This is a genomic window from Undibacterium parvum, from assembly GCF_003955735.1.
GTDB lineage: Bacteria > Pseudomonadota > Gammaproteobacteria > Burkholderiales > Burkholderiaceae_D > Undibacterium > Undibacterium parvum.
Window position 1 is genome coordinate 4093155 of sequence record NZ_CP034464.1, and the last position, 25846, is coordinate 4119000.

General features: G+C 50.9%; 26 protein-coding genes. 11 read left to right on the forward strand and 15 right to left on the reverse strand.

The genetic code is table 11. The features are described 5' to 3' along the window. Positions 1-59 precede the first annotated feature (59 nt). The 5 genes from EJN92_RS17880 to EJN92_RS17900 all read right to left on the reverse strand — a co-directional run bounded on the left by EJN92_RS17880 (position 60) and on the right by EJN92_RS17900 (position 5865). Positions 60-1199 (reverse strand): acyl-CoA dehydrogenase family protein, encoded by a 1140-nt coding sequence (locus EJN92_RS17880; protein WP_126129059.1) that lies wholly within the window; start codon positions 1197-1199, stop codon positions 60-62. A gap of 55 nt (positions 1200-1254) precedes the next feature. Further along, complete coding sequence (locus EJN92_RS17885) at positions 1255-2457, reverse strand: acyl-CoA dehydrogenase family protein (protein ID WP_126129060.1); 1203 nt, start codon at positions 2455-2457, stop codon at positions 1255-1257. 205 nt (positions 2458-2662) lie between these two features. After that, positions 2663-3889: a DUF2863 family protein gene (locus EJN92_RS17890; RefSeq protein ID WP_126129061.1), complete on the reverse strand. Its 1227-nt coding sequence runs from the start codon at positions 3887-3889 to the stop codon at positions 2663-2665. A gap of 2 nt (positions 3890-3891) precedes the next feature. Beyond that, a complete protein-coding gene (locus tag EJN92_RS17895; protein ID WP_126129062.1) occupies positions 3892-4584 on the reverse strand; it encodes a glutathione binding-like protein in 693 nt (230 codons plus the stop codon). 213 nt (positions 4585-4797) lie between these two features. Beyond that, positions 4798-5865, reverse strand: a complete 1068-nt coding sequence (locus tag EJN92_RS17900) for a phosphotransferase family protein (RefSeq protein ID WP_126129063.1) — start codon at positions 5863-5865, stop codon at positions 4798-4800. Positions 5866-6242: 377 nt separating this feature from the next. On the opposite strand from EJN92_RS17900, the gene EJN92_RS17905 reads away from it, so the two are divergent. Further along, complete coding sequence (locus EJN92_RS17905; RefSeq protein WP_126129064.1) at positions 6243-6890, forward strand: DsbA family oxidoreductase; 648 nt, start codon at positions 6243-6245, stop codon at positions 6888-6890. 137 nt (positions 6891-7027) lie between these two features. Here EJN92_RS17905 and EJN92_RS17910 read toward each other — a convergent pair whose 3' ends face one another. From EJN92_RS17910 to mfd, 6 genes are all read right to left on the reverse strand, one after another. After that, entirely contained in the window at positions 7028-7765 is a 738-nt protein-coding gene (locus tag EJN92_RS17910; RefSeq protein WP_126130006.1) for a glutathione peroxidase, read from the reverse strand. A gap of 371 nt (positions 7766-8136) precedes the next feature. Further along, on the reverse strand, positions 8137-8697 hold the full coding sequence (locus EJN92_RS17915; RefSeq protein WP_126129065.1) for a PEP-CTERM sorting domain-containing protein: 561 nt from the start codon (positions 8695-8697) through the stop codon (positions 8137-8139). 238 nt (positions 8698-8935) lie between these two features. Then, positions 8936-9553: a GNAT family N-acetyltransferase gene (locus tag EJN92_RS17920; protein WP_126129066.1), complete on the reverse strand. Its 618-nt coding sequence runs from the start codon at positions 9551-9553 to the stop codon at positions 8936-8938. 46 nt (positions 9554-9599) lie between these two features. Then, a complete protein-coding gene (locus tag EJN92_RS17925; protein ID WP_126129067.1) occupies positions 9600-9962 on the reverse strand; it encodes a DUF4870 family protein in 363 nt (120 codons plus the stop codon). 134 nt (positions 9963-10096) lie between these two features. Then, the gene (gene serB, locus EJN92_RS17930) at positions 10097-10951 is read right to left on the reverse strand and encodes a phosphoserine phosphatase SerB (RefSeq protein WP_407701561.1); all 855 of its coding nucleotides are present in this window, start codon (positions 10949-10951) and stop codon (positions 10097-10099) included. A gap of 64 nt (positions 10952-11015) precedes the next feature. Further along, positions 11016-14435 (reverse strand): transcription-repair coupling factor, encoded by a 3420-nt coding sequence (gene mfd, locus EJN92_RS17935; protein ID WP_126129068.1) that lies wholly within the window; start codon positions 14433-14435, stop codon positions 11016-11018. Positions 14436-14719: 284 nt separating this feature from the next. Between mfd and ispD the strand changes: the two genes are divergently transcribed. The 3 genes from ispD (at position 14720) to EJN92_RS17950 (ending at position 16456) form a co-directional block, all read left to right on the forward strand. Continuing rightward, positions 14720-15436: a 2-C-methyl-D-erythritol 4-phosphate cytidylyltransferase gene (gene ispD / locus EJN92_RS17940; RefSeq protein ID WP_227869598.1), complete on the forward strand. Its 717-nt coding sequence runs from the start codon at positions 14720-14722 to the stop codon at positions 15434-15436. 155 nt (positions 15437-15591) lie between these two features. Further along, positions 15592-16095, forward strand: a complete 504-nt coding sequence (gene ispF / locus EJN92_RS17945; protein ID WP_126129069.1) for a 2-C-methyl-D-erythritol 2,4-cyclodiphosphate synthase — start codon at positions 15592-15594, stop codon at positions 16093-16095. 91 nt (positions 16096-16186) lie between these two features. Continuing rightward, positions 16187-16456: a DUF4404 family protein gene (locus tag EJN92_RS17950; RefSeq protein WP_126129070.1), complete on the forward strand. Its 270-nt coding sequence runs from the start codon at positions 16187-16189 to the stop codon at positions 16454-16456. Positions 16457-16554: 98 nt separating this feature from the next. On the opposite strand, the gene EJN92_RS17955 is transcribed toward EJN92_RS17950, so the two are convergent. From EJN92_RS17955 to EJN92_RS17970, 4 genes are all read right to left on the reverse strand, one after another. Continuing rightward, the gene (locus EJN92_RS17955; RefSeq protein WP_126129071.1) at positions 16555-17799 is read right to left on the reverse strand and encodes a nitronate monooxygenase; all 1245 of its coding nucleotides are present in this window, start codon (positions 17797-17799) and stop codon (positions 16555-16557) included. A 294-nt stretch (positions 17800-18093) separates the two neighbouring features. Continuing rightward, on the reverse strand, positions 18094-18669 hold the full coding sequence (locus EJN92_RS17960; protein WP_126129072.1) for an SAM-dependent methyltransferase: 576 nt from the start codon (positions 18667-18669) through the stop codon (positions 18094-18096). Positions 18670-18763: 94 nt separating this feature from the next. Then, on the reverse strand, positions 18764-19519 hold the full coding sequence (locus tag EJN92_RS17965; RefSeq protein WP_126129073.1) for an SAM-dependent methyltransferase: 756 nt from the start codon (positions 19517-19519) through the stop codon (positions 18764-18766). A 120-nt stretch (positions 19520-19639) separates the two neighbouring features. After that, complete coding sequence (locus tag EJN92_RS17970) at positions 19640-20281, reverse strand: Maf family nucleotide pyrophosphatase (protein WP_126129074.1); 642 nt, start codon at positions 20279-20281, stop codon at positions 19640-19642. 113 nt (positions 20282-20394) lie between these two features. Between EJN92_RS17970 and EJN92_RS17975 the strand changes: the two genes are divergently transcribed. The 7 genes from EJN92_RS17975 (at position 20395) to acpP (ending at position 25823) form a co-directional block, all read left to right on the forward strand. Beyond that, positions 20395-20931 (forward strand): YceD family protein, encoded by a 537-nt coding sequence (locus EJN92_RS17975; RefSeq protein WP_126129075.1) that lies wholly within the window; start codon positions 20395-20397, stop codon positions 20929-20931. A 123-nt stretch (positions 20932-21054) separates the two neighbouring features. Next, the gene (gene rpmF, locus EJN92_RS17980; RefSeq protein WP_126129076.1) at positions 21055-21237 is read left to right on the forward strand and encodes a 50S ribosomal protein L32; all 183 of its coding nucleotides are present in this window, start codon (positions 21055-21057) and stop codon (positions 21235-21237) included. Positions 21238-21456: 219 nt separating this feature from the next. Then, positions 21457-22551 (forward strand): phosphate acyltransferase PlsX, encoded by a 1095-nt coding sequence (plsX, locus tag EJN92_RS17985; RefSeq protein WP_126129077.1) that lies wholly within the window; start codon positions 21457-21459, stop codon positions 22549-22551. Next, the gene (locus EJN92_RS17990) at positions 22548-23534 is read left to right on the forward strand and encodes a beta-ketoacyl-ACP synthase III (RefSeq protein WP_126129078.1); all 987 of its coding nucleotides are present in this window, start codon (positions 22548-22550) and stop codon (positions 23532-23534) included. The genes plsX and EJN92_RS17990 overlap by 4 nt, the downstream gene beginning before the upstream one ends. A 199-nt stretch (positions 23535-23733) precedes the next feature. Continuing rightward, entirely contained in the window at positions 23734-24675 is a 942-nt protein-coding gene (gene fabD, locus EJN92_RS17995; protein ID WP_126129079.1) for an ACP S-malonyltransferase, read from the forward strand. Next, positions 24672-25448 (forward strand): 3-oxoacyl-ACP reductase FabG, encoded by a 777-nt coding sequence (gene fabG / locus EJN92_RS18000; protein ID WP_126129080.1) that lies wholly within the window; start codon positions 24672-24674, stop codon positions 25446-25448. Before fabD ends, fabG begins: the two co-directional genes overlap by 4 nt. A 135-nt stretch (positions 25449-25583) precedes the next feature. Further along, complete coding sequence (acpP, locus tag EJN92_RS18005; RefSeq protein WP_126129081.1) at positions 25584-25823, forward strand: acyl carrier protein; 240 nt, start codon at positions 25584-25586, stop codon at positions 25821-25823. Positions 25824-25846: the final 23 nt, after the last annotated feature.

Here is a 25846-nt window from a genome sequence, read left to right on the forward strand (position 1 = left end):
CTAAAAATAGTCTGGCGCAGGCTCTGCAATAGAGCACGCCAGACACAAGCGTAGCAAAATTAGGCGGCCGCCTTAAAGCCCGGCTGAGCGATAAAACGTGCCAGATGATGATCGGTGTCGCCCAAAGACAACTCTATCATGGTCAGGCGTTTAAACATGTGTGCTGCCGGCAGTTCGTTAGTGACGCCCATGCCGCCATGCAGTTGTACCGCTTGCTGGCCGATATAGCGCGCGGCTTGCCCTATGCGTGCCTTGGCGGCCGATACCGTGCGACGGCGCTCTTCGGCGTCTTCTGAGCTGAGCTTGACGGCAGCTAAGGTCGCCATCGAGCGCGCCTGTTCCAGCTCCATAAACATTTCTGCCATACGATGCTGCAGCACCTGAAATTTACCGATAGGCACGCCAAATTGCTGGCGGGTTTTTAAGTAATCCAGCGTGGCGGCAAAAATCGCTTCCATCACGCCTATCGCTTCGGCGCACAGCAGGGTAACGCCATAATCACAGCCAGCCTCTAACAGCGGCCAGCCTGCACCTTGGGTAACCAGTAAGGCCGATGAAGGCAGCTGAACTTGGTTAAACGTAATGTCGGCAGCGCGATAGCCATCGATGCTGCGATACTCGCGCCGGCTAATGCCGGCGGCGTTTGCATCGAGCACGAATAGGCTAATGCCGTCGCTGTCGCGCTGTGCGCCGCTGCTGCGTGCCGAGACGATTAATTGCCCAGCTTGTGCACCGTGTAGCACCACGGTTTTGACGCCATTAATCACAAAACCATCGGCATTCTGGCTGGCGCTGGTGGCGATATTAAACAGCTCGTGGCGCGCTTGTTTCTCGTTAAGCGCCGCTGCCATTTGTAGTTCCCCGCTAGCGACTTGCTCAAGTAAATGATCGTGCTGGCCCGCGAGTTTTAAGAACTCGGCAGCCAATACGGTAGCGAAATAGGGCTCTATCACCAGGCCGCGCCCCAACTCTTGCATGATCACCAGCATGTCGATGGCCGTGCCGCTAAAGCCGCCTTGTGCTTCCGGTATAGGCAAGGCCAGTGCGCCTAGTTCGGCCAGTGCGGTCCAGGCTGATGGCGACACGCCCGCATCGGAAGCGATGATGTGCTTGCGCTGTTCGAAGTTGTAGTCTTTCTCTACCCAGCGCCGCAATGCATCGGCAAATTGGCTTTGTTCTTGTGTTAGATTGAAATCCATTTTTATCTCCTGATGTGGCTTATTGTGCTCATGACGCTTGCAGTGCGCAGGCCGGTCATAAGCCCAAAATCATTTGGGTGATGATATTTTTTTGTATTTCATTCGAGCCGCCGTAGATCGAGGTCTTACGGTAGTTGAAATAGTAAGACGCCAGCGGCGCGGCATCATCATCGCCAACAATGCTGTGTTCGCTCTCGCCGTCTAAAAAGGCCGCATCAAACGGCAGGCTATACGGCCCGGCTGCTTCCATCATCAGCTCGGTCAGTCTTTGCTGAATCTCGGTGCCTTTGATTTTGAGTAAAGACGCCTCTGGCCCGGGGCGGCCGCTGTCTTGTGAAATCACGCGCAAGACGGTGATTTCTAAGGCCATCAATTCGATTTCCAGGACTGCCACTTTGCTGGCGTAAATCGGATCGCTCAGTAAGCTCGCAGCATTTTTTTGCTGTTCGCTGGCGTAGCGCTTCAGAAATTGCAACTCGCGTTTGGCGCGACCGACCGCTGCGATATTGGTGCGCTCATGGCCTAGCAAATATTTAGCGTAAGTCCAGCCCTTGTTCTCGTCGCCGATCAGGTTTTGTACTGGTACTTTGACGTTGTCGAAGAACACTTCATTCACTTCGTGGTCTTCGTCCAGCATGATGATGGGGCGCACCGTGATGCCCGGGGTTTTCATGTCTATCAGCAGGAAGGAAATACCTTCTTGTTTGCGCACGCCGGTGTCCGTGCGCACCAGGCAAAAGATCATGTCGGCGTGTTGCGCTAGCGTGGTCCAGGTCTTTTGTCCGTTCACCACATAGTGATCGCCTTCAAGACTGTTGACGCGCTCGGCGCGGGTTTTGATTGAGGCCAGATCCGAGCCGGAGCCGGGTTCTGAGTAACCCTGACACCACCAGTCATCGCAATTTAATATGCGCGGTAAAAAATAATCTTTTTGCGCTTGATTGCCGAAGGCCATGATCACCGGCGCCACCATCGCTACGCCGAAGGGCAGGATGGGCGGGGTGCCGGCGCGTGCGCATTCTTCTTCAAAGATGTGGCGGCGCGTGGCGCTCCAGCCTGTGCCGCCGAACTCTGTTGGCCAGCCAGTGGCCACCCAGCCTTGCTTGGCAAGGATCTTGTGCCAGCGCACATAATCTTCTTTGTGCAGGCGTTTATGCTGGAGTACTTTGTGTTTGAGGTCGGCCGGTAGGTTGGTTTCTAGGTAGCTGCGCACCTGATCGCGAAAACTCAGATCCTCGGTGTTGTAATTTAAATCCATTTCGTCTCCACTAGGATTGCGGTCGTTGAATAGGTATAATAACAATAAATAAAAGCACGACCGTTCGCATTCGATTGTACAAGATATTTAGCGCAACGCCAGTACAAATCTAGATTCTTGAATAGAGGGATGAAAAAAAGAGCTGGGATACAACAGTATCGCCAGCTCTTTGTTTTCTAAGGTGGGGCAATGCCCAGTACTTAGGCTAGTGAAAATGTTCAGAACCTTGCGGTGGTGTGCTCTCTGGCATTTCGGTATGGACCAAATCGCCTTCTTTATCCGAGAACAAGGGCGCGCTGCAATCGTCGCAAAATTCCATGGCAAAAATGTCCGGGATGCGTAGTAAGTTATTCACGCCGCATTCAAGCAAGATGGCAGGGATTTCACCCGGTAAATTGTCGTCATCGGCATTGCCCATGGCGTTGATCTCATCATCTTGCTGATACAGCGGCCACACCACACCATAAATGACTTCTGGCGCATTGCTCAGGGTAAAACTGACGCGATACTCATCGATTTGCCCAGGCACCTCTTGTGTTCCAAAACCAGCCACAATGGCATTGAGTTCACTCGCTTCCACCTCTAGGGTTTGGGTCAGGTAAAACACCGCAGAACGGATGGAGATAGGGCGTATCCGGATATCGGCCTCGCGGCAAGCGGTGTAATACGCCTCGGGCAGCAATAACTCTACGCTGCAGCCGGGCAATAGGCGCATCACGATAGGTGCCGCCTGCTCTTGCCACCTGGCGAGAATTTCGCTCTTGGCCAGGGCGCAATCAAATGGTGAGGCGATACTTTGCCAGCGAAATAGGGGCTGGCCCGCGGGCACTACCACCACGCCTAGTAAATAGCGGCTATCGGCCAAAAATGGCACGGTTTGCGGTAACTCTTGCGGTGCCAATGGGGCTTCTTGCTTCAAGAGATTAAAAACAGTTTTCTCCATCAAAGCATAAGCGTCGCAGTGAGTAGGCGGCAACTGATCGATGGCGAACAGGTGCGGCAATATCCGCAAACGAGCTTGCTCCGAGAGTAGCAGTTGTTGCCACAAGCTAGTGATGGCTTCGGTCTTGGCGGCAGGGATAGCGCCAGAGGCGATCTCGAAACGGCTCCAGGCCAATACCGGTGCCACCATCAGTAATACGTCGTATTGCTCATTTTTGTACTCGATGCGGCTGGAGGTGCAGATAGACTCCATGGTTTCGAGTAATACCTCATAGGCATTCGGATGGTTTTTGAATAAATGTTCGGCGGCAGCATCGAGCACGCTTTGATGTTTTTGCTGGAGATTTTTGGCAACCAGGGTATCGAGTTGCGCTTGCCAGGCGATATCTTCGATACGACTGGCCGATTGCGCTACTGCTAGCGACAGATTGGCCAGTCGCATACCATCTGCAACTAATTTATTTGATTTTTTTTCTGGTGATCGTCGCATGTTTACTTTTTTGAATATTGAGTTTTGCCAAACAAGACATCTTTGGCTTTAGCGTCGTTCAGGGGCTTGCGTAAATCGCTCAAAACTTTGACGCCGCGTTGCACTGCCGGACGTTTGCTGATGGCATCGAACCAGCGTTTGGCATGCGGATAATCAGCCCAGTCTATGCCCTGATTATCGGCCGAACGCGCCCAAGGATAGACTGCGATATCGGCGATGCTGTAACTATTCCCGGCCAGATACGGCGTTTGCGAGAGCTGTTTTTCAATCACGCCATACAGACGTTTGGCCTCATTGGTGTAGCGGTCAAAGGCATAGTCTATTTTTTTCGGTGCATAGATACGGAAATGATGCGCCTGACCCAGCATAGGTCCAAAGCCGCCGACCTGGAACATCAGCCACTGCAAGGCATTATATTTCTCGCGATCAGTTTCACCCAGGAATTTACCGGTCTTGCCGGCCAGATACACTAGAATCGCGCCCGACTCAAACAGTGAGATCGGTTTGCCATCGGGGCCGTCGGCATCGACGATGGCGGGGATTTTATTATTCGGTGAGATCGCCAGAAACTCGGGCTTAAACTGATCGCCAGCGCCAATGTCGACGCCTATGGCGCGATACGGCAGGCCGCATTCTTCCAGCATGATATGAATTTTGTGCCCGTTAGGCGTAGGCCAGGAGTAAGCATCTATCATAGAATTCTTCCTTGAAAAGTCATAAAAAAAATCGCTAACGTCATTATGCAGACGCTAGCGATTTTTTGCTTGAATTTTAAGTAGGCCTAGCGGGACCGTAAGTGCTCTTGCGCTTGATACCCATTAATGCTTGTTGGCACTATTAGGATGTACGCAAAATTGTTCCAGCTAGGCGAGCGCAACGACGCTGGGGCGGTTTTGCGTCAGTCTTAACTATTTGTTGGCATAACTCCAGCCCAACTCCGCCATAGGGCGTGCCGCCTCACCAGATTTTTTCGCCTGCGTACTCGATGCGGTACCGTCCACATAACGCTTCATGATGCCTTGCAAGATGCCGGCCATGCGAAACAGGTTGTAGGCCAGATAGAAATTGAAATCTTCCGGACGTATGGTTTTACCAGTGCGCTGGCAATATTTGGCTATGTATTCTTGCTCGCTAGGAATGCCTAATGCCTGGTGATCGAGGCCCGCAATGCCGCGGAATTGCCCTGGCTGCACATGCCAGCTCATGCAATGATAAGAAAAATCGGCCAGCGGATGGCCCAGGGTAGAGAGTTCCCAATCGAGCAAGGCCAGTACGCGTGGCTCGGTAGGGTGGAACATCATATTGTCCATGCGATAGTCGCCATGCACGATGCTGGTGTCTTCACCGGCCGGGATATGATCGGGCAGCCAGGCAATTAACTGATCCATGGCCTCGATTTTTTCGGTTTCGGAGGCGCGGTATTGTTTGGTCCAGCGATCGATCTGACGCGCGAAATAATTGCCAGGTTTGCCGTAATCGGCCAGTCCAATGGCGGCGTAATCGATGGTATGGAGTTGCGCAATCACGCGGTTCATTTCATCGTAGATTTCGGCTCTTTGCGCAGGCGTCATGCCGGGCAGGGATTGATCCCATAAGACGCGGCCATCGACAAATTCCATAATAAAAAAGGCGCGACCAATGACCTCTTCATCGCTGCACAAGGCGTATTGTTTGGCGGCCGGAAAGCCCGCTTTGTTCAAGGCATCCATCACTTTAAATTCACGTTCTATCGCATGTGCCGAAGGCAAGAGTTTAGCCGCTGGCCCAGGTTTTGCTCGCATCACATAATGCTGATCACCAGCACTAAGTTTAAAAGTGGGATTAGATTGGCCACCTTTAAATTGCTGCACCGTCAGCTGGTCCATTGCACTGGCATTAAAGCCCGCCACATGCTGGCGCATATATTCGGCCAATGCGCCTACATTAAATTGTTGACGTTCGCTAACGGGCATGGTGCCCATAAATTCTTCAAACATGTGGTCTCCGGCAATCAGGTTAGGGCTAAGGGACTAAAGCTGGCAAGCTGCTACGATTTTCTTGTTAGTCTATTCTAACTTATAAAACAGTACGATCGTACTATTTTATTCTAGGGGTTTTCTAGGTTTTAATTAGCATGAGCGCTTGCCAGTGCTGCTCATGGAGATTGATTTTATTCCTAACATCGTAACAATAAGTGCAATGTCGTATCCTGTAAATTTTTCACATCTCAAGGCATTGCCAGGCTTTGCTAAGTGCCACCCCTTGCTCTTGAATTGGCGCTGAATGTACGCATATGCTTTAGCAGTTCGGTGCCCATTGCACCGTACATTTGATAGCTGCAGCGTAAGCGCTGGCAGCGGAAGGGCAATACAAAATGAAGCAAGAGATCAAGATCGATTTCGTATCGGACGTGTCGTGCCCGTGGTGCATCATAGGTCTGAAGTCATTAGAAGCAGCAATACAAAATATCGGCGATGCCGCTAGCGTGCAAATACATTTTCAACCTTTTGAAATTAACCCGGCAATGCGGCCGGAGGGGCAGGATATCGCCGAACATCTGACCGAGAAATACGGCACCACGCCGGCCCAGATCGCCCAGACTCGTGAGATGATCAGAGCGCGCGGTGCCGAAGTCGGGTTCAAGTTCGATATGGCCACGCGCAGCCGCATCTACAATACTTTCGATGCGCACCGTTTGCTGCATTGGGCCGAACTGCAAGGGCGCCAGCATGCTTTGAAGCTAGCCTTGTTTGAAGTCTATTTTAGTCAAGGTGAAAGCCCAGCCGCACATGAGGTACTGCTGAGGGTGGCGGGCGAAGTTGGTTTAGATACGGTCGAGGCAGCGCGTATTCTGGAGTCCGACGCCTATGCGGCCGAGGTGCGCGAGCGCGAGCGTTTTTATCAGCAGCAAGGCATTAGTTCAGTGCCAGCTATCATCATCAATGAGCGCCACTTGATCTCAGGTGGCCAGCCTGCCGAGGTGTTTGAGGAAGCCTTGCGTAAGATCATGGTTCAGGGCTAAGGGCTAAACGGCGAATGATTTGATTAGCGCAATGCACTGCGCTAATCTATGCCAGATGTTTGCTTGAATTAAAGCTGGAAATTGAACCAGGCTCGTCATTTCCAAAGAGGGAAAAAGCGAACCTGGCGAGAAAATGATTAAGCGCGCGCCTTAATCCATGCATTGATCGCCGCACCGTCACCGATCAAGCTGCCGTTGACAAACATTTGCGGCGAAGTGGCTTTGCCCGCGACGGCTGACAATAAACGTTGGCGTACATTGTCGGCCAAAGGCATTTCAAAATAGCTGACACCTGCGGCTTTGAGTTGCTCTTTGGCAGTCTCGCAAAATGGGCAACCCTCTTTGGTGAATAGCGCGACTTGCTCAGGTTTGGCAGCGTTCGGTGCAATGTGCTTGAGCATGCTGTCTGCGTCGGAGACCAGAAACGGGTCGCCTTCGACATCTGGCTCTATGAACATTTTGCTGACCACGCCGTTTTTGACCAGCATGGAATAACGCCATGAGCGTTTGCCAAAACCTATCGCTGATTTATCTACCAACATGCCCATGCCATCGGTGAACGTGCCATTGCCGTCAGCGATAGGGCGCACCGCTTTTAAGCCTTGGTCTTTGCCCCATGATTCCATCACAAAACCATCATTAACTGATACGCACAAAATACTGTCTACGCCATTGGCTTTAAATACCGGGGCAAGTTCTTCGTAACGCGGTAAATGAGTGGATGAACAGGTGGGTGTGAAGGCGCCGGGTAAGGAGAACACCACAACAGTTTTATTGTCAAACAATTCGGCGCTATTGGTCGCTACCCATTGGTTGTTTTCATGGAGTTTGAAATCGACTTGCGGTACTTTATTACCTTCAAAATTTTGCATGATGTATCCTTTTATTGAAATAGGGAAGTGCGTTTTAGCGTGTCGGAATCTAGGATGCGATGGCAAGTTTAGCCTCTACAAGGTATGCCACATAAAAGCAGTTCCTAGCGTCGTCATCATAGCGTGAAGATGGGGCTTAGGGCATTAAAACTTGTATTTGAAAACGCTGCTTTTCCTTTCAACTTACTAGCGGTCTGAGTCGTGCGAGCTCGTCGTTGCGGTAATAATTAAAATTTAGGCAGGTCCACGCGCATATTCCATGCGCTTTTTTAAGCGCGCAAGTCTGCCGCCATAATTTAGCGAGTAAGAGTATTGAAAACCTAATAGGCAAAAAATAACCCGCACTTGGCGGGCCATTTGAGTTTGGCTTGATATCAGGCTTTTTTGCGACGGGAAATTGCCAAGCCAGCCAGGCCAAGGCCAAAAAGCGCAAGCGTGAATGGTTCTGGGACTGCGCTTGTTTGTTGCGTCAAAATATTGTTACTTTTTTCGATGGCAGGACCAACGCTGTACCCGACTTGAAATCCTAAACCATTAGGATCGAAATTCAGCAAATTAAAGGCACCGACCAAGTTGTAATGCAAGTCGATTTGGTCGCCGATCAGCCAATTGGCACTTGATGACGTCCAGACGCTCTCGCCGTAACTTCCTGTTAAATCATAAACCGTGTTAATTGCCTGTTTGGTAGGGGCGCTGACACTAACGGAAGAGGCCCCACCGTTAAATGAGGTAATCCAATCCAAAGCCGGGTTGGATACGTGTCCGAAGCCGAATTGATGTTGGAAGCCTGATCCTAGGGTCGTTATGGTACCCACGATATCAAATGATATATTTGAAGACGTTGCCGATAAATTGTTGAGGACTACGTTGGCATTTGACGTAGCGGCTGACAATGCCAGCGCAAACCCTGCGAGCAACTTACATAATTTTTTCATGGTGCTTCTCCTGTTTATTATTGAACGATCAGCTACAAAGATTTTTTGCCGTCGTTTTGTTAATGCCGGCGGAAATTTATAGCTAACATTTCCCTAAGCAAAATATGTGCCGGAAATTTTTATTCAATATAATCAAGGTATTCGGATTGTTGGCGAACTCGATTGCAGGATCGATGTAAATTTTTTCGACACAATAGTGTGAGTTCAAAGTTTGCTGTTGGCCATGTCGAGGGCGATTTCAGGCCGGATCATTCAAGAGTTTTTGCTGTAGCTGCCGGCGTACTTCTGGCCACTCATCGTCGATAATGCTAAAGCGTACCGAGTTGCGTTTGCGGCCGTCTGGCATGATGCGTTCATTTCTGACTATACCTTCTTGCTTTGCACCCAGGCGTAGTATGGCCTTGCGTGATTTTTGGTTGATTTCATCGGTGCTCAGTTGCACCCTTACGTATGCCATCTGTTCGAAGGCATGACTTAACATCAGAAACTTGGCCTCAGTATTGACGAAGGTTTTTTGCCACGAAGCGGCGATCCAGGTGCTGCCAATTTCCAGTTTGCGATGTTGCCTGTCGATTTTCCAAAAACGGGTAGAGCCTATGATTTGCCCTGTGCTTAATAGCACGATCACATAGGGGCTGACGCTGCCAGCCTGCTGCCCATCCAATGCTGTTTGGATATACGCGTGCACGGTGGTGGCGGACGGTATCACGGTAAACGGCAAATCCCAGAGTTCGCCATCGCCAGCGGCCAGCAGCAAGGCGGCGGCGTCTGACATGCGTAGAGGCCGCAGCAAAATTCTTGAGCCGTGCAATGACTGCGGGATAGACGTCGGGTTTGATACTTTGGGTGATTCCATGAGCGGCCAGCGATGTCGCGAATAAAATAGAAACAATCAAGCAGGCTTACACATCCATCGGCTTATTTGCATTGAGATCGGAAAAACCCTTAATCAGACGGTAGGCTTTCCATATCCACGCGCCTACGAAGATTAGCCATGCCAAAGGGATGCCTATGATGCTGAAGAATAGTACAACGCCTAAGATCAGCCAGAATAAATACCAAAAGAATGAGCGTATCTGCCAGGTGTGATGGCTGTAGACGAAGGTGCCGGCAGCGTCGCCACGTTTGACGTAACTAATGACGAGCGGGATCCAGGAGAGGGTACCCATGGAAAACACCAGACTGGCGGCATGAAATAGATACAGCATCCAGGCCAGATTTTTAAGAGTTTGCAGCTTTTCGTCTAAAACAAGTTCTTGTGTCATGCTGGCCTTTTATGGGCGTTGTAGATTTGGTATTTATATCATACTCCCGCCTAGTATGTTTTTAGCGCGGCCTAACTGTATGCGCAACTAGGGTATTTTTTGAAAAATAAAGGGGAGTATCGCTAGAGCATGGCCTAGTTGAGTAAATTCAATACCCCATCCAGACCGACAAAATTGAGTGCCACATCGGCTTGCGCGCGCACTACCGGTTTGGCGCGGAAGGCCACCGACATACCAGCGATTTTCATCATTTTCAAATCGTTAGCACCGTCGCCCATGACGATGGCCTGGCTAGTGGCTATCCCCATTTCGGCGCAGACGCGTTCTACCGTGCGCTGTTTTTCGTCGGCATCGACGATGCCGCCGACCACTTTGCCGGTGAGCTTGCCGTCGGCGATTTCCAGTACATTGGCATGCGTGTAGTCAAGCTTTAGACGGGTTTTCATGCGGTCGGTGAAGAAGGTGAAACCGCCTGATACCAACAGGGTTTTTAATCCGGCTTGCTGGATTGCCTTAAGCATTTTGTCTGCGCCCAGTGACAATTGCAGACGTTCGTCGTAAACTTTTTGCAGGGCCGACGCATCCAGGCCTTTCAGCAGGGCGACACGGCGCGTCAGGCTTTCTTGAAACTCGAGCTCGCCGCGCATCGCCGCTTCGGTGATTTCTGAGACCTGCGCTTTTAAACCTTGCATGTCAGCGATTTCGTCTATGCATTCTATGGTGATCAGGGTGGAGTCCATATCCATCGCCACCAGTTTAAAGTCGCTGAGTTTTCTTGCGCTAGTGGCGAAGTTGCTGTCTATCTGCGTGGCAAAACATTCGGCGCTGATTTGCTGCTGCAATTCTGCTGTGCAGGTGGCTTGCTGTAAGCGCACCGCCTGTGGTGAAATTTTCAGAATGTCGCTAGCCTGGCTCTGGTCAGCGATGCGCTGTATCAATGCCATGTCATTCTGGTCGAAGGTGCGCAAGGCTTGCAGGGTAATGTTGATCAGGTTCATGCTCTGTGGTCGTTTAATTGTTAGGAATGATAGCGTCTGTGGGCAGCGGCAGCGGCTATTGCAGGGCCTTCATGGTGCTCTTGATTTGCGCCACGCGGGCCGCCAGATCGGGCATGTTGGCGGTGATGCGCAATTTGTCCTGGCCATTGAGTTTGATGTGCTTATTTTTTTGCACCAGTTCTATGATGCGCATCGCGTCGATAGGCGGTTGCGGCTCGAACTGCAGACTGACCGCTTCGCTGTGGGCATCGATCTTGATGATGCCCAGAGGTTTGGCGGCGACCCGCAATCTATGCGTCTCTAGGAGCGATTTGACTGGATCGGGCAGTTTGCCGAAGCGGTCTATCATCTCTTCCTGTATGTCGTCGATGGCGTCCGCCTTGCTGCAATTGGCCAAGCGCTTATAGATGGACAGACGTTCATGCACATCGCCGCAGAAATCATTCGGCAATAGGGCAGGGATGTGCAGATTAATCTCAGTCATGGTTGACAGTGGTGCCGCCAGATCGGGTTCTTTACCGTTTTTCAGCGAGCGCACCGCTTCACTGAGCATGTCTGAATACATCTGGAAACCGATCTCGTGCATTTCGCCCGATTGATTGTCGCCTAGCACTTCACCGGCACCGCGTATTTCCAGATCGTGCATTGCCAGGTAAAAGCCGCTACCGAGTTCTTCCATTTGCTGAATCGCATCGAGACGGCGACTCGCTTGCTTAGTCAAACTTTGCACATCGGCCACCAGCAAATACGCATAGGCTTGATGATGCGAGCGGCCGACGCGGCCGCGCAGTTGGTGTAATTGCGCCAGGCCAAATTTATCAGCCCTGTGCATGATGATGGTGTTAGCGGTAGGGACGTCGATACCGGTTTCGATAATCGTGGTACACAGCAAAATATTGTAGCGTTGCGCGACAAAATCGCGCATGACTTTTTCCAGATCGCGTTCGTGTAATTGGCCGTGGCCGACCGCAATGCGCGCTTCGGGGATCAAGGCTTCCAGCATGGCCTTGCGGTTTTCTATGGTCTCGACCTCGTTGTGCAGGAAGTACACCTGACCGCCGCGTTTTAGCTCGCGCAGGCAGGCTTCGCGGATCACCGAATTATCTTCGCTGCGCACAAAGGTTTTGATCGCCAGACGTTTTTGCGGGGCGGTGGCGATGATGGAGAAATCGCGCAGACCTTCCAGTGCCATGCCCAGGGTGCGCGGTATCGGCGTTGCGGTCAGGGTCAAGACATCGACCTCGGCGCGCAAAGATTTTAAGGCTTCTTTCTGGCGCACCCCGAAGCGGTGCTCTTCATCGATGATGACCAAACCTAGGCGCGAAAATTTAATATCGTCAGACAGTAATTTATGCGTGCCGATGATGATGTCCAAAGTGCCGTCTTGCATGCCTTTGAGAGCTTGCGTGATTTCTTTGCCGCTGCGAAAACGTGACAGCTCGGCGATCCGCACCGGCCAATTGGCAAAACGGTCGGCAAAGGTCTGGGCGTGCTGCTCGGCCAGCAAGGTCGTGGGCGCGAGGATTGCCACCTGTTTGCCACCCATCACGGCGACAAAAGCGGCGCGTAAGGCGACCTCGGTCTTGCCAAAGCCGACATCGCCGCAGATCAGCCTGTCCATAGGTTTGCCGGAGGTCATGTCTTCAATTACTGCTGTAATTGCGGCGGCCTGATCGGCGGTTTCTTCAAAGCCAAAACTGTCGGCAAAGGCCTCGTAGTCTTTGTGTGAAAATTCAAAGGCATGGCCCTGGCGTAAGGCGCGGCGCGCATACAGATTAAGTAATTCGGCAGCGGTGTCACGGATCTGCTGCGCTGCCTTGCGTTTGGCTTTTTCCCAGTGCCCTGAACCTAGCGCATGCAAGGGCGCGTCATCAGGAGATGCGCCGGAATAGCGTGAGATCACGTGTAACTGTGCGACCGGCACGTAGAGCTTGGTTTCTTTAGCGTATTCCAGATGCAGGAACTCGGTTTCGCCTTCGCCCAGATCCATGCTGATCAAGCCCATGTAGCGGCCTATGCCATGATTGCTGTGCACCACCGGGTCACCGATTTTTAGCTCGGAGAGATCGCGCACCATGTGCTCGACCTGGGTCACGCCTTCTTGTTTTTTGCGACCTATACGTTTACCGGAACCAGCATACAACTCAGTCTCGGTCACGAATGCAATTTCGTCGAGCACGAAGCCGCTATGCAGTGGTGCTACACCGAGCATCAGTTTGGCGTCCGAGGTGATAAAGTCGGTATAGCCTTCACACAATGTGAGCGGGATCGCGTATTCGTTGAAATACTGTTGCAGGGTTTCGCGCCGGCCTAGCGATTCGGCGCAGATTAAGACGCGCTGTTTGCTCTGCAGTAAAAACGCGCGCAAATTGCTGAGTGGATCATCGGCGCGTCGGTTCACTGCCAGATCTGGCAAGAAACTGGAGATCTCAGAAGCTGCGCCGCCACTATTTAAGACCCAGCGCGCCTGCGATTTGAGTGCGCCGAAAAAATCTTCATCGCGCAAGAACAGCGTTTCTGGTGCCAGCACCGGACGCTGCCGGTCCGATTTTAAAAATTGATAGCGCGAACGGGTATCGACCCAAAAGCGCTGTATCGCTTCATCAATGTCGCCGAGCAAGGCAAAATGGCTGTGCTCGGGTAGGTAGTCGAACAGAGTCGCGGTGCTGTCAAAAAACAGCGGCAGGTAATATTCTATGCCGGCCGAGGGGATGCCGCCGCTGATGTCTTTGTAGATCATGGAGCGTGAAGGATCGCCCTCAAACTGCTCGCGCCAGCGGCTGCGGAAACCAGTGCGTGCCGCCTCGTCCATAGGAAACTCGCGCCCCGGCAATAAGCGCACTTCGCGTACCGGGTAAAGTGAGCGCTGAGTGTCGGCATCAAAGGTGCGTATGGTTTCTATGCTGTCGCCAAATAGATCGAGGCGATATGGCAGTACCGAACCCATAGGGAAAATATCGATCAGGCCGCCGCGCACCGAGTATTCGCCGGGTGACATCACTTGTGAAACATGCGCGTAACCAGCTAGCGTCAATTGTGACTTTAAACGCGCTTCATTCAGCACTTCGCCTTGCTTGAAGAAAAAAGTGTAGGCAGCGAGAAACGAAGGCGGTGCCATCCGCACCAAGGCGGTGGTGGCGGGCACCAGCAGCACATCGCAATTGCCGGCACTGATTTCATGCAAAGTGGCCAGACGCTCAGAGACCAAATCCTGATGCGGTGAAAAGGCATCGTAGGGCAGGGTTTCCCAGTCTGGCAGCAGATGGCAGCGCAGATTCTGATCAAACCAGGGGATTTCAGCGAGCAGGCGTTGCGCATCGGCCGGATTGGCCACAAACACAGTCAGCATGCGTTTTTGCGCTTTGAGTGCGAGCGCGCTCACTGCTAGCGCATAGGCGTCGGCCGATCCGTGTAAATTAGGGAGAGCAAAACGATTGCCGGGCTTGGGAAGAGCTTTGACGAGATCAAATGACATAGACTGCAAAACTTGGGTTGGAAGCGAAACACTGAGATCTAAGTCGGCGCAATTGCTGGGAACGCGCACCTGACAAGGATTTGGCTTTAAAATGAGGCTCAATTATAAACGAAGCGAGTGGCGCTGTTTTTTAGAGTGGCCGCTTCTGGCTAGTGAGTTGGCCGATTCAGGCTTGATCGTGAAGTTTTTTGAAGTATTTTGAAGTTTCTGTCCCTGCTGTCAGCCGATAAACCGAATTAAATCACCTTAATCACCTTAATCACCTTAATTAAAATTAAATCCGCGTGAATCAGACTCTTTCCAGTAATCCTACTTCTCTTCCCGCAGTGCGTTATGTGGCCTTAATCCCCGCTGCAGGCGTCGGTGCCCGTATGGGCGGCGGCACCCCCAAGCAATATCTGCAGATTGATGATCAGCCCATCTTGCGCCATACGGTGCAGGCATTTTTACTGGCAAAACAGATCGCCCATACTTATGTGGTTGTGAGTGCCGAGGATGGCTATGTCGATGCCGCCCTGAGCGGCATGGAGAATGTCAGTATCTTGCGTTTCGGCGGTGCCACCCGACGTGACACGGTCAGCAATGGCCTGGCAGCGCTGGCAGCGCAATTGTCGGTGGATGATTGGGTCTTGGTGCACGATGCGGCACGGCCCGGTTTAACGCCAGCGCTGATCACGCACTTGATACAACAAGTGGGCGAGCATGCGGTCGGTGGTTTGTTGGCCTTGCCAGTAGTTGATACCGTTAAACGGGTGGTGGCGGGACGGGTTGAGACCATCGCGCGCGATGGCCTGTGGCTGGCGCAGACGCCGCAAATGTTTCGCTATCTAATTTTGTCGGATGCCTTAGCTGCTGCCAGTGAAGTGACCGATGAGGCCAGCGCGATCGAGGCGGCCGGCTTGATACCGCTATTGGTCGAGGGCCATGCCTGTAATTTGAAAGTGACCTTGCCAGCCGATCTGGCGCTGGCGCAGCGTTATCTGAGTGGGTCTATGGGCTAAACGATGGGCTTATTGTTGTGTTTGTTGAAGAGTGGATACTCCTATCTAGTATCACTCTCATGCAGTGGTTTGCCCGCATGTTGATTGCGCAAATCGCACTTACTTCCCTATACTCCCCTAAAATCTATTATATTTAATTGCATAGCGAGCCTCAAATGAATCAAACTTCTGCTACTTTTCCGCCTTTTCGAATTGGCCAAGGTTACGATTGCCATGCGCTGGTAACGGGCCGCAAGCTGATCATAGGCGGGGTCGATATTCCACATAAAACCGGCTTGCTCGGGCATTCTGATGCCGATGTTTTATTACACGCAATTACCGATGCGCTGTTCGGTGCTGCCGGTTTGGGCGATATCGGCAGGCATTTTCCTGATACCGATACCCAGTTTGCCGGGACTGATTCGCGCGTGCTGCTACGTGAGGCGGTGGTGCGCTTGCATGCGGCGGGTTTTGTGGTGGGTAACCTGGACGCTACTATCATCGCCCAGCAACCGAAGATGGCACCGCATATCGCTGCCATGGTCGCGAATATTGCCGCTGATCTGCAGGTTGCTAAAGAGTGCGTCAACATCAAAGCCAAGACCAATGAAAAGCTCGGCTATTTGGGGCGCGAAGAAGGGATCGCTGCCGAAGCGGTGGTACTGGTGTTTCGCGCCTAATCGGACTAGACTGGATGCTGTGATTCGCGCTCCGTAGGCGCAGCTGATTTGTTTCGCTGTATTGGCTTAATTGTTGTTTTAGGAGTTGAAAATGGAAAAAGAAAAACTGAAAAGCCTGCTCAAGCAATTGCATGAGGGTTTACTTAATACCGAGCACGTCGATGATGATGTGAAATCTTTACTGCTCAATTTAAATAATGATATCCATGAGGTGCTTAACAACGATGTGCCGGATGATCCGATTTATTCGGCCTTGAGCGAGCGCTCGCAAGCGCTGTCGGCACGCTTCGCGGCGCAGCATCCTAAGCTAGAACCGGTCTTGCGCGAATTGGGCGGTATGTTGGAAAAAATGGGCGTTTAAATGAGTGTGTAAACACCTGAAATAAAAAGCCCGCGCATCGTCATTGATGCGCGGGCTTTTTTTATGCTTAGTCCATCGTGAGGATGAACCAAGCAAGCTTATGCAGGCAGGGCGATTTGGTGATCGACGCTAAACTGATAATCGCGGAACACATGTTCTGCCGTCAGCAATTGATAGCTACCGTCAGGCAATTGGCGCGTAGTGTCTTTTAAACGGTAGGTGTAGTGACCGCAAGTCCAGCATTTAAAATTGCGCATGTGGGTACACAGGCAGGTTTTATCCATCACCACGATATTTTTTTCATCGGGATGTGCCGCCACTTCACGGTTGTAGGAAGTGATGTAGGCGCAACCGCCATTGCCGTCCAGCAGATAGCCATACGATTCGCAACCTGGGCGTATGCCTGAGCCGATTGCCGGTGTGTTGGTCAGCATGCGCATAGGGTAGCCAGTCGGCGATATCGTATTGACTTCGATGTTGCTCTCGGTTGCCTTGAAATATTCTTGCTTAACGTCTTCTGGCAAACCACATTCATTGGTGACCGTGAAGCGGGTCGCGACCTGAACTGCGGCAGCACCGTTTTCCAGGAAAGACACGGCATCGCTACCGGTAAAAATACCACCGGCGGCAATGAGCGGGATGTCCAGATTTTCGGTTTTTAAATACAGTGCGATCTCGGCGATGATGGTTTGCAGATCGTATTTTGCCCAGTCCAGACCAAAACCTAGGTGGCCGCCAGCTAAGGGGCCTTCGACCACGATGTAATCGGGCAGGCGATTGAGCTTGGCATTCTTGCGCAAGAAAATCTGTAGCGCACGCACCGAAGAGACAATGATGCCGAGCTTGGCATCGCGAAAGCGCGGGTGATCTTCCATTAAGCCGAATGAGCCGAAGTGCAAACCAGCGCTCAGGGTGATGCCATCGATACCGGCGTCGAGTGAAGAGGCCAGGCGCACCTTGAGGGTTTCGCGCGGGCCATTCATGGTCAGCTTTTCCATGCAGTTGACGAAAATCATACCGTCACCGCGTTTCGCTTCCATGGTTTTGCCGACGTGATTCTTGGTCGCTTCTGCCAGGCGACCCAGATCAAATTTAATATCGGTTTTGTCCGAATTATTGATGTTGTACTTGTATTGCTTGGTTTTCTCTTTGACGAAACTGGTGTCGAAACGGCGATCCGAGACGTCTTCCATCATGGCATCGGACAGGTGGCCGATGCCGCCAAGACGTGCCGCTTCCAGCGCCAACTCGGCAGTGGAAATATCCACGCCCATGCCGCCGATAATGATGGGAACCAGTTCTTGCTTGCCAAATTTCAGGCGAAAATCATCTACACGTTTCATTGTCATCCTTGAAGCACATCGTATTTTAAAGCCTATGCTGTCGCATTTTTACCATTCGAAAATGGGCGCTGGTGTTGGCTAGTGTTATGTGCTGCTACTTTGTTAAATTGAGTGTCTCATTGTGGCGAATTCTGCTACTTTTATGCCTCTCGCCAGAGGGTAAATCTATTGCAGGCGCAATTCTACCCTACGATGCTTTTCTTGTGATTGCCTTGATGCGGCCCGGTCTTGATGCGGAACAGGAAGTGCTTAAAAATCGTATTCAAATTATAGTGTTCAAAAATGACTATGCCATTACAAAGACGAGAGATCACCCGGTGGTTCTTCACCCGCCAACACGCCGTTATTGAGTGCCAGACCTTCGCCTTTTCTAACCAGGTAGTCGGTGTGCTCATACACATTGGGGCAGCCAGTTTCAGCTATCAGGGCTTTAATGATCGTCACTTTCCAGGCGTCTACGCCAGCCGCCTCGAACTTGCAACTTAAAAAGCCCGGCTTGACGGCGTGGTAATCGACGATCAAACCAGGTAGATCGTCTTCTTCCCCGTTGATCAGGCGTTGCGGCCTAGCGTTGCTGGCAATAAGTTTTTTTCGTTTGGCCAGTGCAGCTTTGACGCGCCGTTTAAACAGGGCGTGATCGATTGCTTCGTTCTCGTCAAAGCTCCAGACTCTGGCGCGGATTTGCGATTTAGGGCTCCAGCCGGCACGCGCCAAAAATTCGCCAGAAGAAGAACGCACCAGTGCGGTGGCGCCCGACTTCATTTTTTCATCGTATTTGCCATCGACTTTGTCGATTGCAGATAAATAAATCCAGGGATGGCGTTCCAGCAAACTTTTTTCCTTGCCTTGTTTGATGGTGAGGATGAGCATAATAATTCTTTCGGTATGGGTGGCCTGTATTTTGGCCTGATGATGTTGGTTCTCGTTGAATACTCAGGGCGTGCCGCTGCGTTTGCTGGCAGTGTTATTGATACGCCAAAAACAAGAAGACAGTTGGTTTTTTGTGGAAATCTGGTGCTTGATTGGCGTTGAGTCGTTTCTTCCAGTCGGCCGCACTCAGTGTTTGTATGCTTTCCGATTCCAGCGTGAGATCGGTGGCGACGCAAATCAAACTGCTGGCGTGGCAAGTGCTGGCCAGCGCTTCTAGCATGGCTGCATTGCGATACGGGGTTTCTATCAAAAGCTGGGTTTGCAGTTCTTTTTTGGAGCGCTCTTCCAGTTCCTTGATACGCTTGGCACGTAAGCCGGTGTCGGTCGGTAAGTAGCCGTGAAAAGCAAAACTCTGGCCGTTCAAACCGCTGGCCATCAGTGCAAGTAACAGGGAGGAGGGGCCAACCAGGGGGCGCACGCAAATGTGCCGCTGATGCGCTAGCCTGACCAGATTGGCGCCAGGGTCTGCCACTGCCGGAACGCCGGCTTCAGAGATCAGGCCGACGTCATGTCCTTGCAAGAGCGGACTGAGTAAGGTTTCCAGTGCTGCCGCCGGGGTGTTGACATTGAGTTCGGTGATACTGAGTTCTTGCATGGGCTTGGCCAATGGATGACTCTGACTGAGCAATTTCAGATAGGCGCGCGTGGTTTTGGCATTTTCAGCGACAAAGTGCGTCAGTTCTGCCGTCATCTTTTGTACGGTGCTCGGAATGATTTGAGCCAGTAAGTGCGCTTGCTGGGCTTCAGTTTGTCCTAGGGTGTTAGGGATGAGGTAAAGTGTGCCGGCCATAATGTGTTCTTTAATTTTTTAAATTGTTCTGAGTTATTATACTGGGTAGGGGTATCGGGATGAGCGCAGCGTTCGCGCTTTATCTATGCGCGCAAACAGCCTTAGCTATCGGATACTCCCTCATTTGAAGAAGGCTACGGCTAGCTTTCTGAGCATGCCGGTGAGCGCGATGAGCGGCAAACCGGTGAGCGCAGTCGGATCCTCGCTGACAATTTTTTCTAGGATGGCAATCCCCAGCGCTTCGTTCTTGGCGCTGCCGGCGCAATCATAGGGCTGCTCTATGTGCAAATAAGCATCGAGTTCGGCATCGCTCAGGTCGCGAAAATGCACCAGGGTTTGTATATTCTGTATTTGTACTTGAGGCGCACTGGCGTCGCGCTCGGATCTGCCGTCGAATACGCACAGTGCAGTATGAAAGACCACTTGCTTGCCGCGCATTTTTTGCAATTGTTGCAGGGCGAATTGATGATTGCCAGGCTTGCCAATTTGCTCGCCCTCTAGTGTTGCAACCTGGTCTGAGCCTATAATGATGCTTCCCGGACGGATTTTCGCAATTGCGGCGGCTTTTTCTTGCGCCAGGCGCAGTGCGGTTTGCTCTGGCGCCTCATGCGGGCAGGCCGTTTCGTCGATTTCTGGCGCGATACTCTCGAAAGGCAGGCGCAGGCGCGCCAGTAATTCGGCTCGATAAGTTGAGCTGGATGCTAAAATGAGCGGCTGACTCAAAGCTTTGTTCGGTAGCGTGTTATTGGTTGTAGATTGCATTTTGTGTGATTTTTTTACAAATAAGCGCAAGTTGAGTCGATTATTGCGGCAAGTCTTTGACTAATAAGCCGCAACCCTGTTATTATCGCAGGTTTTCTGGGTCCAAATATCCTATGCAAGCATTTGTGATTGACGCTTTCTCGTTTAGCCAACTCAAAGAGCGGCGCGATGGCAGTATCTTAATCTCAGATTTGCCGCGCTTATCGGCCGAGTGTGCTGCTACTGATGGTGCGCTGTCATGGTCGCTTGAGGGCGGCATGGCAAAGATGGGGCATCCGTTGTTGCGTTTGACGGTTACCGGTGAAGTGCAGTTGATGTGTCAACGTTGCCTCACTAGCTACGCGTTTGAAGTGGACTCAGTCTCAGAATTAATTCTCGCCAAAAACGATGAGCATGCCGATGAAATTGAGGCGCTGATCGAAGATGAAGAGATTGATGTAGTAGTAGGCAGTAAAACATTCAATATCATGGATTTGATTGAGGATGAGGCGCTGCTGGCAATACCCCAATCGCCCAAGCATACAGTATGCCCTGATGTCGTAGTTGATTCGTCAGTATCATCAAGCTCACCAGTGGCAGCGATTGAAGCAGGAGCGAGTAAGAAGCCATCTCCTTTCGCTGTGCTGAAGAAGATAAATGGGCGTACCTAGTGGCATTATTCTGAAAAGACACTGAGGTCGAAGTATTGTTAGGGATTTTTGATGAACAATGTGCTCATTGTTCATTCAAATGTGTTAAATTTTAGAAACATTTTTTAAGTATTAGGAGTTATCATGGCTGTTCAGCAAAACAAAAAGACACCTTCCAAGCGTGGCATGCACCGTTCACACGATTTCTTGGTTGCACCGCAACTGAGTATCGAGCCTACAACTGGCGAAACACATATGCGTCACCATATCAGCCCAACTGGCTTTTACCGTGGTCGTAAAGTATTGAAGACTAAGAACGACGAGTAATATCGTTCTTGGTGATGAAGCGGCGTAGCGAGTCTCGTACTTGACGCCGCTTTTTTTTATCTTAAAATTTGCGTGCCCGCTGTTGGTGTTAACTTGATCTGAATAATCATTTGCGTCTATGGTTTTTTGGTCTGAGAGTGAAAAAGCGCAAAGCGAGTGGCCTTTATCTTGCGTAACTTGTTAAGATGGCGGCTTCTCGATGAAGTTTAGTATTACTACATGACAATAAAAATCTCAATCGACTGCATGGGTGGTGATCATGGCCCTTCAGTTACAGTAGCAGCAGCAGTCTCGTTCGTGAATCGCGAGCCAGATGCTGAATTTTTGCTGGTAGGTGCTGAAGCAATTATTCAGGCTGAGCTAAAAAAGAATCGCTGCCTCAATCATCCCAGGATCTCTATTGTGAATGCCACTGAGGTGGTGACTATGGACGATCCTATAGAAGTGGCTCTGCGCAGGAAGAAAGATTCCTCGATGCGGGTCGCGGTCACTCTGGTTAAAGATGGGCGCGCGCAAGCCTGCGTCTCTGCTGGAAATACCGGTGCTTTGATGGCGGTGTCGCGCTATGTGCTCAAAACCATGCCTGGCGTTGATAGGCCTGCCATCTGCAGTATCTTACCGAATCAAAAAAATCAGCCTACCTATATGCTTGACTTGGGTGCAAACGTTGATTGCGAGCCTTTGCATTTGCATCAGTTTGCCATCATGGGTTCTGCGCTGGTCGCTGCTTTGGAGAATAAGCCTAAGCCTAGTATAGGTTTGCTCAATGTTGGCGTGGAAGATATCAAGGGTAATGATGTCGTGAAAAAAACGGCAGAGTTATTGCGCGCCGATCATGCGCGCGGCTTATTGAATTTCTATGGAAATGTCGAAGGCAATGACATTTTTAAAGGGACTACGGATATTGTGGTTTGTGATGGTTTTGTCGGCAATGTCACGCTTAAGGCGATCGAGGGTATGGGGCGTTTTGTAAAAAGCACACTGACTGATGCCTTTCGCAGTAGTCCTCTGAATATGCTGGGCGCTTTGATTGCGCGCGGTGCCATGAAGTCGATTTCTGCAACCATGAATCCGTCAAATTATAACGGCGGTAGTTTGTTGGGGCTGCGAGGCTTGGTGTTTAAGAGTCACGGCGGTGCCGATAAATATAGTTATGAGTGGGCGATACAGCGCGCCTTTGATGCTGCAAAAAATGATGTGTTATCGCGCATTTCCGCCTCTATGGCCTTGTTAATGCCGGCTCCTGAGCCTGCATCTCCAGTCGCGGATGATGTCGCCTCAATCAACGAAACTATTTCACAGAAGACAGCATGACTTTCTTTAGTAAAATTATCGGGACTGGCAGTTATCTGCCACCAAAGCGAGTGACAAATCAAGATTTGACTGTGCAATTAGCGGCCAATGGGATTGAGACCTCGGACGAATGGATTTTTTCTCGCAGTGGTATTTCTGCGCGTCATTATGCCGAGCCTTCAGTTACCTCGAGTGACTTGGCGCTGGCGGCGGCACAGCGTGCGCTGGAGGCTGCTAATTTGCAGGCCAATGATATCGACTTGATTATTCTGGCTACTTCCACTCCGGATTTTTTAGGTGGTTTTCCCAGTACGGCTTGTGTGCTCCAACATAAGTTGGGTATCAATAATGGTGCGGCTGCGGTCGATGTGCAGGCTGTGTGCAGCGGCTTTATCTATGCGATGGCGATGGCCGATAGCATGATTAAAACCGGCGCGCACAAGAATGTACTGGTGGTTGGTGCTGAAGTGTTTTCGCGCATACTTAATTTTGAAGATAGAACGACCTGCGTCTTGTTCGGTGATGGCGCTGGTGCAATCGTCATGTCGCAGTCTGCCGAACCCGGTGTATTGGCGACAAAATTGCACGCAGACGGTAGTCAGTCGCATGTTTTATGTGTGTCAGGCAATGTCAACGCGGGCGTACTCAGCGGTAGTGCATTTTTGTATATGGACGGCAAGGCGGTGTTTAAGTTGGCGGTTAGTGCGCTGGAAAAAGTGGCGAACGAGGTATTGGAAATTGCTGTTTTGGATGCGAGTCAAATCGATTGGCTGGTGCCGCATCAGGCCAATATCCGCATCATGCAAAGCACCGCAAAAAAACTCGATATGCCTATGGATAAGGTCGTCGTTACTGTTGATCAGCATGGTAATACCTCGGCGGCATCGATACCGCTGGCATTGGACGTGGCAATTAGAGATGGCCGCATACAAAAAGGGCAAACCGTGATGTTAGAAGGTGTCGGTGGTGGCTTTACCTGGGGTGCTGCTATCGTCAAAATGTAAATTTTTTTTTTGCTCGCAAATTAATTTTAGAATACTAATTCTTCATATTGCTGATTGATCCTTATTGAATACTGTGCTGTGATGCGAAGAGATTGATCGCAGTGTTGATTTTAGTATTAATCTGCAAGCTAAACTATTTATCAGTTTCCTTTAGTTAAATTTCATTAAAATTCATTAAACTCATTAGTTAACTCTTAATATGACTCAATTTGCTTTTGTTTTTCCTGGTCAGGGCTCGCAGGCCATAGGTATGTTAAATGGCTTTGCCGACAATGTGATTGTGCGCCAGACTATGCTTGAGGCCTCGGATGTTTTGGGCTTTGATATAGCCAAGATGATTGCTGAAGGTCCTAAAGAAGCACTGGATTTAACAACTAACACTCAGCCCGTGATGTTGACTGCTGCAGTTGCATGCTATCGCGCCTGGTTGGGTGCCGGTGGTATGCCTCCGGCTATTGTCGCTGGGCATAGCTTGGGTGAGTATTCTGCCTTGGTTGCCGCTGGCGTCATCGCTTTTAAAGATGCGCTCCCCTTAGTGCGTTTTCGTGCGCAAGCGATGCAAGAAGCTGTGCCAGTCGGGCAGGGTGGTATGGCTGCCATTTTAGGTTTGAGCGACGAAGATGTGATTGCCGCTTGTGCCGAGGCGATGCTTGATCAGTCTGCAGGTGTGGTTGAGGCGGTTAATTTTAATGCGCCAGCCCAGGTGGTGATTGCCGGTAGTAAGCTTGCAGTAGAGCGCGCTTGCGAGATCGCCAAGTCAAAAGGGGCAAAAAGAGCCTTGATCTTACCGGTATCGGCACCATTTCATTCCTCATTGTTAAAGCCGGCCTCGGATAAATTGCGTGAGTATATGCAAGGGCTGACATTTTCATCGCCTGCTATCACTCTGATCAATAATGTCGATGTGGCGGTGGTCAGTGATGCTGCGGCCATCAAGGATGCCTTGGTGCGTCAGGCGGCAAGTCCCGTACGCTGGGTTGAGACGGTGCAGAAAATTGGTGCCAGCGGTGTGACTCACGTCATCGAGTGTGGTCCTGGTAAGGTTTTGGCTGGCTTGACCAAAAGAATTAATGCAGAGTTGGTTGGGGAGGCTATGTTTGATCAGGCTTCACTGGATAAAGTAATGGAACTTCTTAAATGACACAAGCAATCACACAAGTAATGACAAATCAACTGAGTAATCAGGTCGCACTGGTCACAGGCGCCTCGCGCGGCATAGGTAAAGCGATTGCGGTGGCGCTGGCGCGGGCTGGCGCTACTGTGGTTGGTACTGCCACCTCGGTGGCGGGTGCAGAAGCAATTTCAGCCTATCTGAAGGAAATCAATCCTGAAGCGGGTAAGGGGGTCGCCTTCGACGTCAATGACGTGCCGCGTTGCACTTCCCTCATCGATGAAATTCAAAAAGAATACGGTAGCTTGTCTATCCTGGTTAATAACGCTGGCATCACTCAGGATCAATTGGCGATGCGCATGAAGGATGAGGAATGGGATAGCGTGATAGCGACCAATCTGAGTTCGGTCGGGCGTCTGTCGCGCGCTGTGCTGCGCGGCATGATGAAAGCTAGGCATGGTCGCATCATTAATATCACGTCGGTAGTCGGTTCTTCCGGCAACCCTGGTCAGATGAACTATGCAGCGGCCAAGGCTGGTGTGGCGGGTATGAGTCGCGCTTTGGCGCGTGAGATCGGCAGTCGCAATATCACGGTCAATTGCATAGCCCCTGGTTTTATCGATACGGATATGACGCAAGCGCTGACGGATGATCAAAAATCAGCTATTTTGCAACAAATCCCTATGGCGAAACTGGGTAAGCCCGAGGATATTGCCGCTGCAACTGTTTTTCTTGCTTCGGCAGAAGCGGGGTATATTACGGGAATTACCTTACATGTGAATGGCGGCATGTATTTGTGTTAATGTTTTTTTGAGCGCGTTTTCTGAGAAAATCAAAGGAATTAGCCGAAGATATTCTTGGAAAATGCAAATTTGCTTTTTTCGCGCGCAGATCTGCTAAAATGCGCGCACTTTCTGTAACCACCACTGGAGACACATATGTCCGATATCGAACAACGCGTTAGGAAAATCGTCGCTGAGCAACTGGGCGTCGCTGATGCTGACATCAAGATTGAATCATCTTTCGTAGATGATCTTGGTGCAGACTCACTCGACACAGTAGAGCTCGTGATGGCACTCGAAGATGAATTCGAAATGGAAATCCCTGACGAACAAGCTGAAAAAATCACTACGGTGAAACAAGCGATCGACTACGCTACAGCACACGTCAAAGCCTAATTCAGACGCATCGTTTAAATCCA